The sequence below is a fragment of the Runella zeae DSM 19591 genome, assembly GCF_000423565.1.
In the GTDB taxonomy this organism is placed as follows: domain Bacteria; phylum Bacteroidota; class Bacteroidia; order Cytophagales; family Spirosomataceae; genus Runella; species Runella zeae.
Map to the genome: position 1 here is coordinate 25,113 of NZ_AUIF01000061.1, position 13,702 is coordinate 38,814.

The following is a 13,702-nucleotide window of genomic DNA, read 5'->3' on the forward strand; positions in this document are numbered from 1 at the left end:
CATTTTGTGTTGAAAAATAGATAATATTTAACACAAAAACATATAATTTGAAAGATAAAGACCCTTTAACATAGAAAAAATTTAAAACTTTAATATGCCGAACAATTTTAATATTGCAATATCAAAGACATTATCAAATAGGACTTAATAAAAACTTGTATCAAATAGTTAAACTTGTATTTTTGCTAAAATATTGAAGTATTTTATGAATTATCAAGCCTTTCGAGACCGTTACTGTCATTGTTTACAGGCAAGTTTCACCAATTTAAATTTGAACCTCTGAAAAATTTATCGTTGAGCGGCTCATAATGAAAATACCAAGTTTTGTGTAAGTCCTATTAAAGTTATCTTTACTATTCAAGCATTTTAAAATCAAGCCTTAGCATGTTACAAAAATTAATTTTTTCTTATTTTGTAGTAGTTATTTTCAGCCTTTCGGGGGTGCAAGCACAGAACCGTGTATCTACCACTATTAACAGTAACTGGCTTTTCTTTAAAGGGGACTCAACCAAAAAAACAACTACAAACAACTGGAAACCAGTCTCGATTCCGCACACTTGGAATACTCAAGATGTTTTAGACGATGAGCCTGGTTACTATCGAGGCGATGGCTGGTATAAAAAAAACCTTTTTATTCCTGCTGGTTGGAAAGACAAGGACATCTACCTTTATTTTGAAGGTGCTGGGCAGTCGGCCGAGGTATTTGTCAATGGTAAAGAGGTTGGTAAACACGCTGGCGGATACACATTTTTTTCGTTTCCTATTGGCTCAGCTCTCAAATTTACTGCTGAGGGCAACACTGCTAATGAAGTGTTAATTAAAGTAAACAACAGCCCTAATGAAAACTTGCCCCCTACTATGGGCGACTTCAATATCTTCGGTGGGCTGTATCGAGATATATATCTAAACGTATATGACAAAGTTCACTTCGATGCTGATAATCATGGAACTAATGGTATATTTATTACCACCCCTCAGGTAAGTGCCACACAAGCCACTGTACAAGTAAAAGGAGCATTAGTGAACCGCAGCAATACAGCCAAAAAATTAACAATTAGTCACCGAATTTTGATGCCCAATGGGGGCTTGCTGACAGAGGAGAAAGGCAGTTTTACAGTAGAAGCTGGTCAGAAAATTGACTTTGACCAAGCTGTGAAAAACATTCGTGGCCATCGCCTATGGTCGCCAGATGACCCCTACCTTTACAGGGTTGCCTCTACTATCACCGACGAAAATACTGGACAAATATTAGATGAAGTAACCAATCCACTTGGTTTTCGCTGGTATCGCTTTGACCCCAATGAAGGTTTTTTCCTGAATGGTAAGCCGCTAAAATTGATAGGCACAAGCCGCCACCAAGATTATCCGGGCATGGGTAATGCCTTACCCGATGCTATGCACGTGAAAGATGTAGAACTGTTGAAGGATATGGGTGGCAACTTTTTGCGAGTGGCTCATTATCCACAAGACCCAACTATCCTACAAACTTGTGACCGATTGGGTATTTTGGCTTCTGTAGAATCACCAATCATGGGCTTTACCGACTCCGAAGCCTATGCAGTCAATGCCAAACAACAGCATCTTGAAGTAGTGAGGCAGCACTACAATCACCCAAGTGTGATTATTTGGTCATATATGAATGAGATGTTGCTTCGAGTACCATTCGCCAATGACTCTACTCGCCAAAAAACCTATCTCAAGCATTTAGCTGAATTGGCCCAAGAGCTGGAAAATATGACAAGAAAAGAAGATTCGGCTCGATATACGCTTATACCGAATCACAATGCTTGGGAGATTTACAACAAAGTTGGGCTAACGAAAATACCTAAACTTGTTGGCTGGAATGTTTATTTCGGTTGGTATTATGGCAATTTTGATGATTTCGGTAAGTTTATGGACAAACACCACCGTGAACTTCCCGACAAACCTATTTTGATAACCGAATATGGAGCTGATGCAGATAATAGGGTACGTAGTACAAATCCCTTGAAGTTTGACAAATCAGTTGAATATACGATGCAATACCATCAGGCTTCTTTGAAAGCTATACTTGACCGCCCGTTTGTAGCCGCTGGAATGGTTTGGAACTTGAATGAATTTAACACCGCTGTCCGTTCTGAAACCTTACCCAATATCAACCCTAAGGGTATTATGACCTACGACCGAAAGGAAAAAGACCCGTATCGTTTTTACAAAGCCAACCTTATCAAAACGCCATATATCCAAATAGGTGCAAAAGAATGGAATCGAAGGACTGGCATTGTAGATTCAGAAAAGAGTCTTGTTTCTACTCATCAAGTAATGGTTTTTACGAATCAGCCTAACGTTACCTTATCACTCAATGGAAAAAAAATTGGCAGTGCTGTATCTAAACAAGGCGTAGCTCAGTTCAATGTGCCATTCAAAAATGGTTTGAATAGTTTGGTGGCAACAGCTTCATTAAAAGGGGCTACAATCAGCGACCAAGCCGAAATTAACTTCTCGCTAATGGGTCAAAAATTGATCAATCCTCAACTACCTTTTTCAGAACTAAATGTTAGTCTTGGCGATTCAAGGATTTTCTTCGATGAAAAGACAGGGCAAAACTGGCTTCCTGAGAAAGCCTACCAGCCTGGGAGCTGGGGCTATTTGGGTGGTAAGCAGTTTGTAATGGCTAATAATTCTCGGGTGAGCTTTGGCGGTAGTCGAAATATACTTGATACAGATTTAGACCCCATCTATCAAACTCAGCGTACTGGTATTGAAGGATTTGTATTCGATGTGCCTTCAGGTGATTATGAATTAACGCTCCACTTCGCCGAACTTATTTCTAAAAATACAAACAGTGGCGACATTGCATTCAATGTGGGTTCACGTGGTGGGCCAAGAGATGAATTCAAAGCCCGTAGTTTTGATGTTTTAGTAAATGAAAAAGTAGTGATTTCGGGTCTTAGTAACAGCGAAGCTCTCCAAACCGACCAAGCAGTGGCAATCAAATACCCTGTCAGTGTTGCAGGTTCTGAAGGTATTAAAGTTTCTTTCAAAGCTCGAGTTGGTGAGCCTATTTTGAATGGAATTCAGATACGAAAGTTACGTTAATCAGATATAGTTGACGAAAGTAGGCTAAAATTAGGGTGGTTGGATGATAAAGTCTGACCACCCTAATTTTTTTGGAATTATCAAAACTGTATTGATTGTATGGTTTGAATTTTTGCTATTTTGTTACTATTGGCAAAATCTACGGTTTGGAATCTGCTATCGCCATTCCTTTTGGTATTAATTTCTGCAAATTCTGCTGAGATAAACCCTTAAAACCGCCTTATAATATAGCTGTCGGGCTCGGCAAATGGCATTTTGCCATACAATACCTCATTATTATAATCAAAGCTAAAAGCATTTCAACGTTGATATAAGTCAACGTTTTTTTTTGCCCTACCTCATCGTTCTGAGGGCGGGAAGTATTGCAATTTTGTATCGTCATAAATGACAAAAGATAATCTATTTTTTAAAAAAAATTTAAACAAATAAAGATATGAAATTGAAATTCCTTTCCGTGTTGGCTATTTCAGCCGCTTTGCTTCTCAACTCATGTGATAGAGATGAGTTTGATTTTAGTCCAGCCCCTTCTACCTCACTCATAAAAGGCGGCACTGTGGAGGTAGTAACAGATGGTAATGCAAGATACCATGTACTTAACTTTGGCGGTAGATGGACCTCTACTATTGTAGAATCTGAGAAAGAAATTACTATTGTAGATGTGGGTATCAATGACCCAGGCGGTGCTGTTATTACTGCAGATATAAGCAAGTCGGGCGAGGAGATTCGTGCCTATGCAAATGCCATTAATAAACCAATAACGATTATCATTACGCATCCGCACGTTGACCACTTTATCAACTTAGATAAGTTTAAGGATATTACCGTATATGCCGAAACTAAAAATGCGGCGGCATTAAATAGAGATGCTACCTTCAAGCAGATTTATGGCAAAGATGCAATTGCAGTTTCAGGCTCTAGAGTAATTGGGGGTTTTGAATTTCACTTTGGCAATGTGTCTGGTACTGAGGCCACAGAAAACGGCTATGTATATATTCCAAGCCAAAAGGCAGTATTTACAGGAGATTTAACGGCCGTAAACAGACATTCCTACATACGTGACTATACACCTCTTGATAATGTGGACGAGTTGAGTACTTGGATAAACGCTCTCAAAGAAATGAAAACAAAGTTTAGCGATTATCGCTATGTTTTTGTGGGGCACGTTGGTTATGATTCAAACGTATCAGGCAATTTTGATAAAACCATTGCCTATTTATCTGATGCACAGGGCTTAATCAAAGGAACAAAAAATTTACGCTCAGGTGTAAAAGCTAAGTCAAATAAAGAAGTAGTTGATGAATTAAAAGCCTTATACCCGAGTTTCGGTGATGGTGGTCTTCTTTTCTCACTTCCAAATGCCTTCTTCCCAGGCGACCCAGGAGCCATTTGGTTCAAATAATTATGTAATGAAAGTTTGGAATTAGAGTATCTTGATGTTAAGAAAATCAGGGACTCTAATTCCTATCAAAATCAAGAAAAATCAACATGAAAAAAAACATTAAGTATCTAATTACCCTGTTTTTCTTAATTCCATTTTTTACGTTTTCGCAAGGAAATTTTACCCTAAGCGGTACTGTAAAAGACAAAAAAAATGGTGAGTTATTGATTGGAGTGGCCTTTAGAGTTGCCGAAAATCCTAAACTCGGCACACTTGCCAACGAATACGGCTTTTATTCCCTAACCCTCCCCCAAGGGAAACAAACCATTTATGTTTCCTACATTGGCTATGAGATTCAGCAGATAGATATAAATGTAAAACAAAACGAAAAACTGGACATTTTCCTTGAGTCATCAGCCGATAAAGGAATCACCCTAAACGAAGTTGTTGTCTCATCCAGAAAAAAAGATGAAAATCTTTCTACTACTCAAATGGGAACAGAGGTTTTGAACATAAAATCTATTGAAAAACTACCCGTGCTTTTTGGCGAGAAGGATATTCTAAAAACCATACAGCTGCTACCAGGTATCAAAAGCGTTGGTGAAGGTGGAAGCGGCTTTAGTGTGCGTGGCGGTGCCGTTGACCAAAATCTGATTTTACTCGATGAAGCACCCGTTTATAATGCCTCTCATTTGTTGGGTTTTTTCAGTACTTTCAATAGCGATGCCCTCAAGGATGCAAGCATCATAAAAGGTAATGCCCCAGCACAATATGGTGGGCGACTTTCGTCAGTTTTAGATGTGAAAATGAAAGAAGGTAACAATCAAGAATTTGCGGCTACGGGGGGTATTGGCTTGATAAGTAGTAGATTAAGTATAGAGGGACCCATTCAAAAAGAAAAATCGTCATTTATTATTTCTGGCCGTAGAACCTACGCCGATTTGTTTCTGGGATTAACCGAAGATTTTAAAGGAAGTCAACTGTTTTTTTATGACCTAAATATGAAAGCCAATTATCAAATCAATAAAAATAACAGAATCTACCTTTCAGGGTATTTTGGTAGAGATATTTTAGGTTTCAACAATACTTTCGGTACCGACTGGGGTAACACCTCAGGTACTTTGCGATGGAACAGCATTTTAGGTAGCAAACTATTTTCCAATACCTCTTTTATATACAGTAATTATAATTATGATATCAACTTTGAGAATGAAACTACCTCTATAGGTCTAAAATCAAAAATCCAAGACTGGAACCTTAAACAAGACTTCTCATGGTATGTCTCTAATAATCATTCGATTAGATTCGGTATAAATACCATTCACCACACTATTACACCAGCTATTGTTTCGGGCACTTTATCGAGTAGTTTTCCGAAAAAATCAAGATACTCACTCGAAAATGCAATTTATATCAATGATGACCATAAGGTAACCGAAAAATTATCTTTGAGCTACGGCTTACGTCTTTCTGCATTTACAGTTTTGGGCGGTGATACTTATAATATATATGAGAAAGGAGTATTAAAAGATAGTGTACAATTAGCCAAGGGGGCATGGGGTAAAACCTATATCAATCCAGAGCCGAGGTTTTCAGCCAATTACAGAATTAATCAAGTGAGTAGTTTCAAGGTCGCTTATTCACGAAACTCCCAAAACTTACACTTATTAAGTAACAGCAATAGCGGCAACCCAACTGACCAGTGGATTGGAAGTAGTTATACCGTAAAGCCCGAAATATCTGACCAAGTAAGTATAGGATATAGCCGAAATTTTGATGACAATAATTATGAAATTAATGTAGAAGCCTATTATAAAAATATGCAAAACCAAATTGACTACCGCAATGGAGCCGATATTTCGTTCGATGTTGGCAAAGACATTGAGGCAGACTTACTTTTTGGTAGAGGAAGAGCATACGGATTAGAGTTTATTGCAAAAAAGAAAGAAGGAAAGTTAACAGGTTGGGTTTCATATACACTATCGAAGACCGAAAGAAAAATAGATGGCATAAATAACAATCAATGGTATAATTCAAGATTGGACAGAACTCACGATTTATCGGTGGTTGGAACATATCTTCTTAGTCCAAAATGGACACTATCGGGCTTGTTTGTGTATAGTACCGGCAATGCGGTTACGTTTCCTACGGGTAAATATGAAATTAACGGAGAAACCATATTTCACTACGACAGCCGAAATGAAAATCGAATGCCAGCCTACAACAGGCTTGACTTAAGTGCTACTTATGAGAGAAAGAAGTATAAAAATTTTCAAGGCTCATGGACTTTCGGTGTGTATAATGCTTATGGTCGTCAAAACGCCTATACCATTGATTTTCAGGACAATCCAGAAAACCCAGGTACTACACGAGCTTGGCAAACCTCACTTTTCCGTTGGATTCCAAATATCACTTACAATTTTAAATTTTGAAAATGAAAAAGATAATAAGTATTGCCTCTGTGTTAGTTCTTACACTCACAGCTTGCCAAAAAGAAATAGACTTAGATTTAGAAAATAAAAGTGGTCAGATAACAATTGAGGGAAACCTTTCTGACCAAGTAGAACCACATTTTGTAAAAATTACAAAGTCAGTAGCGTTTACTCAGGCTAATCAATACCCTCAGGTTAGTAATGCTGTTGTAACCATTAGCGATAACTTCGGTTTGGTTGATACTTTAAAATATGAGTCGGAAGGAAAATACAAAACAAGCAAACTAAAAGCGGGAGTGTCAGGTAGAACCTATACACTCAAGGTTTTATTAGAAGGGCAAACATACACCTCTCAATGTGAAATGCCTGAAAAAGTTCACCTAAACGGACTCAAACTTAATGTCATGTCATTTTTTGGAAATACAAGTTATGATGTTTTACCTGAATATATTGACCCCCCAAGATTAGGCAATGTGTATGTTTTTTTTGTAAAAGTGAATAGTCAAAAAGGTACGGTTTTTGAAACTTTCACAGATAATTTTGGCAATGGTGTGGCCAATCAAAGAGATTTGAATATACCTAATGATACCGATAATCCTGTCAAAGCGGGCGATATCGTGAGCGTTGAGATGAGGAGTGTTGATTCGCGTATTTACACTTATTTTAATGCTCTCAATCAGCTTGCTGGTGGTGGTCCTGGCGGTGGTATTTCGCCAGCTAACCCACCGAGTAACATAAGCGGTGGAGCTTTAGGTTATTTTTCGGTACATACCTCAGAAGTTCGTAGCATAACCATAAAATAGAGATTTTTCCTGAAAATTACTCTATGTAAGTTTCGTAAGAGTAAATTTTTCAAAGTTTCTCACCAAGGATACCATGTTACAAAAAATAATAATTCTGATTTTAATGCAGTTATCATTCTTGGATAACTGCATTGCACAAAAAAATAGTGATACTATGATTACCGAAACATCACTGGTTTATAGAATCAAAGAACCAAAAACAAATGCCAAATTTTCTTCAATGTTGGTTCTTTTGCACGGACATGGCAGTAACGAAAATGACATATTGGGTTTGGCTGAAAAAGTACCTGACCACTGGGCGGTGGTATCTGTTCGTGGCCCCTACCAATTAGGTTCCAATAGTTTTCGTTGGTATGATGTGGGAATGGTGAACGGTAAAATAGAAATCAATATCGACCAAGAAGAACTTAGTAGAAAGAAACTCATTGACTTAATCAATCAAATTGCCGATAAACATCATATTGACAAGAGTAAAATTGTAGTTGCCGGTTTTAGTCAGGGAGCAAATATGGCCCAGTCATTGGGCTTGGGTGAGCCCACAATAGCTGCTGGTTTCGGAGTTTTTAGTGGAAGATATGTGGCAGAATTTACTCCATACATCAATAAATCCAAGCAGTTGCAAAATGTACGGGTATTCCTATCCCATGGAAGTGGAGATAATATGTTGCCAAAAACTTATGCAGATGAAAATTTAAACAAATTAAAGGATTTGGGTATTCAAATAACTTATTGTGAAGACACCAATGGTCATTCTATTTCAACAAAACAATGGAGTGAATTTTCTAAATGGCTACTAAATTTCAATTAAAATGATAATAAAGAAATTGGACCAATCAAATTGTTCTGATGTTTCCGAAAAACTGATGCCCATTGTAAACTTCAATAGCTGTGGAGGCAAAGAAGATTGTGTGGTGGTGTGTCCTTATGATGTTTTTGAAATGCGGACTATCGCTGATGCAGACAAGGCTAAACTTAATTTAAAAGGACAAATCAAGACCTTTTTCTTTAATCAAAAGGCATATGTTATCAATCCAGACCAATGTCATTCTTGCGGACTTTGCGTACAGGCTTGCCCCGAAAAGGCGATAAAATTGACAAGATTTGTCAAGGAAGACGAATAAAAACTGCCACCAATAACTAAGCATTCGTGGTGACTGAAAGCCAAGCGAAAAAACCAGAAAGCCTTCAGGATTGAACGAAACTTGGGCGGGCAGCTAGCCTAGCGGAGAGTGCTCACCAAACCCTTTTGTTTTATTATGGAGTTATGGTCGAGCTGGCAACTGCACTGAGAGCGGGTTTTGACCCGCTTTTTTCTTTTATGGCTGTTTATGCACCATTTTTATGGTTTTTTGGGATGTTAGAGCATAAATTTCCCTACTCATCCCGTTAGCTAACGGGACGGGTGCATTGGGTTTGGCAAATGCCTATGTATGGGGCAGGCAGTCCGCTCGACCCAAAAATCTCAATGGTTACTAAATTTCCTTCCCCGCAACATCGGCAACGCCTAAGCAAGGTTTTTGCTGGATCTGTTGATTTGGGTTGGAGCTTAAAATACTCCCGTAACTGCTTGAACTTTACACTTTTCCATGTGCTGCCCAAAAACCCGTAATGTCGTATTTTGACAAATTCACTGTACCGCTAAATTGAACCACCTCACGTTTGGGAGGGCGTTTTGCTCCGCCTTTGAAGCATGAAAAGGTACTCGTGGATTTGCTCCTCATCAAATTCAGTTGGGATTTTTCCATAATGAAGCGCAATGGCTGCAATATGCCGAGAATAGTTCTTGAAAGTGCTCGGACTACGGCCTAGGATGGAAATACTACGCTCAAAACGGTGGATTAATTCCTGAAAGCCAGATACTTCTCTACTGGCGCAGTTGATAAGCGTATTTTCCCGTAGCTCATCAGAATTCTTTTTTTGTCATGATAAATTTTAAGTTTAAATTGGTCTTAAAATTAATCATTTTGAGGTAAGATAGCTACCGAAGGTTTTGTTCAACACGGGTTTGCGTAAGGCGGGCTGAATTTGACGGCTGAAGGTTGACAAAACTCAACAGCAGTTTTTTAATTGAACTTTAGTAATAAAACTAGTTTTTGTACTACAAAATCCTGCCCTAATGCAAAGCACAAAACGTTAGCGGTCATTGTAAACAACAAACATAAATGAGAAAAGTAGTAACACTTATATTGACAATCTTGGCTTCAATATCATACGGACAAACTAATTTTCAAAAATATTTTGACAGTCTGAATGTGAAGGGAAGTACAACTATTTATGACTACAAAAACAAGAAATGGACTTTTACCGATAAGCAAGATGCTGAATTAGCGACATTACCTGCATCTACATTTAAAATACCAAATTCACTCTTTGCACTTGAATACAAAGCAGTTAGAGACGAGAGTGAGGTTTTCAAATGGGACGGTAAACCCAAGTCACACTTAGGAACAGTGGTAAATGTTTGGAATAAGGACACAGACTTAAAAAATGCTTTCAAAAACTCAACGGTTTGGTTCTATGTTGAAGTTGCAAAAAGAATAGATAGGAATATATACCAAAAAGTCCTAAGAAAGTGTAAATATGGGAATGGCAATTTAAAAGAAAAAGGAGATGATTTTTGGAACTATGGAGAATTTGCCGTTTCACCAAAAGACCAAATAAACTTCTTAATAAAATTTTATAACAACCAGCTTCCTTTCACGAAAATGACTATTGAAAAAGTGAAGGAAATTATGATTTCTGAAAAAACAGAAACGCATACATATAGGGACAAAACAGGTTGGACAAGGAAAAATGGACAAGACATCGGTTGGTGGGTTGGATATATAGAAACAAACGAAAATGTTTATTTCTTTGCTACCAGACTTATTAAACACGAAAATGAGAACAATCCTAACTTTTTGAAAGGACGGAAAGAAATTACTAAACTGATACTAAAAGACGTTGAAGGGACAAAGTAACAACGAACCGCTAACATCATATTGGCAATAGTGGAGCTGACAGTTGTAAACTCAACATTTGTGCTTCTATTGGGCATTTGTACAACTATTGAGTCGACGTTTTTCAAATGCCCCGCCATCGCTAATACATAGCCGTTGTGGGCTATATCATAGAAACTTATTAAACAAAAAAACAATCATTTTTGACAAAAATACAAGATGAAAAGTTTAAAAGTAATTGCAATTATTTATGCAATAACATCTGCATCAAGTTTACACGCACAGACTTTGTCTTTAAATAACAAAACTGTTAAGGTAGAAGAATTTCCAGAATATATTATTATTAACTCTGATAATACATCCTCAATACTAGGTCAATCAATACGAATAGTTATTCAAGCAAAAAACTCAGAGTTTGAAAAATCTCTTAAAGATTTGCAAGACCTCCTAGAAGACAATAAGTATTTGAAAATTAGTAATCAAACAGACTTGTTAAATGCTATGTCAAAACTTGGGTTTGATTATGTAGATGCATTCCCACAAAACCCAAGCACAGAGAGTAGTTTTAGTAGAACAGGCTTTGTGTTTAGAAAAAAAGAAAAATACAGAAGCTAAAAATATACTTAAACTATAAACTATTTTACTAATCAATATTAGAGGTTATGAATAATTTTTTGCCATATCCTCACATGCCTATTCCATACTGGGGAAGGTACGGCAATTGAATATAAAAAATTGAAAAACTATAACACTAACACGAATGTCGCCTCATTCAATCTAAGTAGAGATACAAGCGCAGTGCAAAATTCAACTGTATTTTTTCAATTAAACTTTAGTAGTAATATCAATCCCGATAGCTATCGGGATGCTTCGATTGCCCGCCACACCGCCCAGCCACAAACCGTAAGTGGCCATTTAATAGACATTAACCGACAGGCCATTGTAGCAAGATGATAAAAGTAATTGAAAGCCGAGAAATAGATATTTATGCTATGAGGAATTTGTTTTTCAAGACAAGAGTAACGTCCTTTTCTTGGAATGACACATCAAAATTTAAGTTATCTGACTTTGACAAGGAGACCGAGAACGAATATATTTTAGTAGCCCTTGCAGATGAAGTCCTAGTTGGTTTTGTTTCTGTTTGGGTAGCAGACAATTTTATTCATCATTTATATGTTGACGAAAAATTTCAAAACCAAGGTATTGGAACACAATTATTAAATGCTGTACTTGACAAATTCGGACATCAAGTTAGACTAAAATGTGAAGAGAAAAACGAAAAAGCAATTTGCTTCTACAGGCAAAAAGGCTTTTTAGAAATCGGAATAGGGCAATCTGAAAGTGGATCTTATATTTTGTTTGAGTTAAATAAAAAAACAGAATAAAAACGACATACAAAAAGGTTAGGACTGACGTGCAAAATTGGAGCTTTGTTCTCCTAAACCCGCCCAAATGTAAAGCCCGAAATCGTTCTCCGGTGACTATTTCATAATGGAACTGTACAAATTGGCAGTAAATAAAAAATGAAAAAAATAATTATTTGGGCATTTATCCTTAACCTTTGTAGTTGTAACAATTCAAAACCAATGCAAAACAAAATTCCATTAAAAGAAATTGAAGAAATATTTTCCCATATGCACGCAAATGGCGTAAATACAGATACGACAATGCTGTGGGGATATTTCTTTACTTCAAACAAAAATGACAAATTCAGTCAAGTTGCAAACGAGCTAAAAAGTAAAGGATTTGATTTTGTTGAAATCTTCCAATCTGAAGGCAAAAGTTATTGGTTGCATCTAGAGCGTAAAGAAATTCACAATGCTAAAAGTTTATACGCACTTAACGAAGAACTTTATTCTGTAGCCGACAAATACAAAATCATTTATGATGGCTTTGATGTTGGAAACAAGGATAAAAATAAACCAATTGAAAGAAACACTTATGTAGTTCCAGAAGAATTTAAGACACTTGATTACCAAAAAGACAACTACCCCTGTTTATTAATTGGCAACACAGCATTTGATAAATTTAAGCATAAACAAGAGTTTAAATATTTCATAAAGATAACTACACCCTACAAGAAAGACGAAAAATTTATGTTACCAACTGACGAAGAACTTGAAAATTTAGACGGGTTTGAATATTTTATTGAAGACTATTTGAATCGAAATAAAATCAAAAGCTATTACGTTTTTCGGGAGACATATAAAGGAGTTAGAACTTTTTACTTAGTTACAAATAACAAAAGTGGCGCAACAAAAACTCTAATAATGATTAAAAACTCAGAAAAACAAAGAAATTTCGACTTTAAAATTTTAGCAGACACAAATTGGAGCATATACAATGAATTTATAAAAAAAACAGCAAATGAATAAAATAAAAACTACCGCCATCATCATTTTGGCAATATACCGAACTGGGTTGCCGACGCGATGCTTCTATGAAATCCCGAAGGCTTTCGGGATTCAAGATTCAACAGTAGCAACCTTATTAAATCCTAAACATTTTGGGGTTGTTAAAAAATTAGTCGCATAGGCAACTCTTTCCGTTACCTATTATTTATGAAAACGTTATTGACAATATTAGTAATTTTCTTTCTTCAGCAAACATCATTTGCCGATGAACAACGTTTGACAACTATATTTAAAAGTAAAAATGGAAAATATTTATTAAAATACAAAAAGAAACGGTGGACGCTTTTTAACCAATACAACAAGCCTTTGTATCATATTAATAGACTTGTTCTTTTGCTGATAATCAATATTTTATGATATATTTGCGGTAATTAACATTTTAATAAGTTATTATGAAATCACAAAGAATTAGTATATTTAGTAATATAAAATCTGATAGAGATTTTCGAGCTACAACAGGCCTTAGTAAAGAGGAGTTTAATAGGTTATCTGAAAAGTTTTCTTGTTATTATACTCCAACAGTTCTATCAGGATTTCCTAATGGGTTTGGTAACAATAGTATATTTCAAAACTCAAAAGAAGCTTTGTTTTTTTTATTATATCATTATAAAGTAGCGACTACTTATGATGTTCTTGCTATTAGTTTTGGCATCGGAAG

13 protein-coding genes and 1 pseudogene are annotated in these 13,702 nt (G+C 36.4%); 12 read left to right on the plus strand and 2 right to left on the minus strand.

Translation table 11 applies throughout. From position 1 onward, the window contains the following. The first annotated feature begins 384 nt into the window (after positions 1–384). From G563_RS0116420 to G563_RS0116445, 6 genes are all read left to right on the plus strand, one after another. Entirely contained in the window at positions 385–3,078 is a 2,694-nt protein-coding gene (locus G563_RS0116420; RefSeq protein ID WP_028666276.1) for a glycoside hydrolase family 2 TIM barrel-domain containing protein, read from the plus strand. A 433-nt stretch (positions 3,079–3,511) separates the two neighbouring features. Further along, positions 3,512–4,477 (plus strand): MBL fold metallo-hydrolase, encoded by a 966-nt coding sequence (locus G563_RS0116425; RefSeq protein WP_028666277.1) that lies wholly within the window; start codon positions 3,512–3,514, stop codon positions 4,475–4,477. Between the two features lie 86 nt (positions 4,478–4,563). After that, positions 4,564–6,888: a TonB-dependent receptor gene (locus G563_RS0116430; protein WP_028666278.1), complete on the plus strand. Its 2,325-nt coding sequence runs from the start codon at positions 4,564–4,566 to the stop codon at positions 6,886–6,888. A gap of 2 nt (positions 6,889–6,890) precedes the next feature. Continuing rightward, a complete protein-coding gene (locus G563_RS0116435) occupies positions 6,891–7,691 on the plus strand; it encodes a DUF4249 family protein (protein ID WP_028666279.1) in 801 nt (266 codons plus the stop codon). A 73-nt stretch (positions 7,692–7,764) separates the two neighbouring features. Then, the gene (locus G563_RS35000; protein WP_084650887.1) at positions 7,765–8,499 is read left to right on the plus strand and encodes an alpha/beta hydrolase; all 735 of its coding nucleotides are present in this window, start codon (positions 7,765–7,767) and stop codon (positions 8,497–8,499) included. Between the two features lie 55 nt (positions 8,500–8,554). Beyond that, the gene (locus G563_RS0116445) at positions 8,555–8,812 is read left to right on the plus strand and encodes a 4Fe-4S dicluster domain-containing protein (protein WP_211235282.1); all 258 of its coding nucleotides are present in this window, start codon (positions 8,555–8,557) and stop codon (positions 8,810–8,812) included. Between the two features lie 265 nt (positions 8,813–9,077). On the opposite strand, the pseudogene G563_RS39305 reads toward G563_RS0116445, so the two are convergent. Continuing rightward, a pseudogene (locus G563_RS39305) lies at positions 9,078–9,317 on the minus strand (IS91 family transposase); the annotation flags it as partial. 27 nt (positions 9,318–9,344) lie between these two features. Next, on the minus strand, positions 9,345–9,572 hold the full coding sequence (locus G563_RS39225; RefSeq protein WP_157585393.1) for a phage integrase N-terminal SAM-like domain-containing protein: 228 nt from the start codon (positions 9,570–9,572) through the stop codon (positions 9,345–9,347). 281 nt (positions 9,573–9,853) lie between these two features. Here G563_RS39225 and G563_RS0116455 point away from each other — a divergent pair, with 281 nt between their 5' ends. From G563_RS0116455 to G563_RS38680, 6 genes are all read left to right on the plus strand, one after another. Continuing rightward, a complete protein-coding gene (locus G563_RS0116455) occupies positions 9,854–10,651 on the plus strand; it encodes a serine hydrolase (protein ID WP_028666281.1) in 798 nt (265 codons plus the stop codon). Positions 10,652–10,849: 198 nt separating this feature from the next. Then, complete coding sequence (locus tag G563_RS0116460; RefSeq protein WP_028666282.1) at positions 10,850–11,245, plus strand: hypothetical protein; 396 nt, start codon at positions 10,850–10,852, stop codon at positions 11,243–11,245. Positions 11,246–11,428: 183 nt separating this feature from the next. Further along, positions 11,429–11,584 (plus strand): hypothetical protein, encoded by a 156-nt coding sequence (locus G563_RS38100; RefSeq protein WP_157585389.1) that lies wholly within the window; start codon positions 11,429–11,431, stop codon positions 11,582–11,584. Next, on the plus strand, positions 11,581–12,015 hold the full coding sequence (locus G563_RS0116465; protein ID WP_051211028.1) for a GNAT family N-acetyltransferase: 435 nt from the start codon (positions 11,581–11,583) through the stop codon (positions 12,013–12,015). The genes G563_RS38100 and G563_RS0116465 overlap by 4 nt, the downstream gene beginning before the upstream one ends. A gap of 138 nt (positions 12,016–12,153) precedes the next feature. Then, entirely contained in the window at positions 12,154–13,005 is an 852-nt protein-coding gene (locus tag G563_RS37080) for a ribonuclease E inhibitor RraB (RefSeq protein WP_084650888.1), read from the plus strand. A 431-nt stretch (positions 13,006–13,436) separates the two neighbouring features. Continuing rightward, the coding region (locus tag G563_RS38680) for a hypothetical protein (RefSeq protein WP_037327330.1) at positions 13,437–13,702 on the plus strand (266 nt) is incomplete at its 3' end.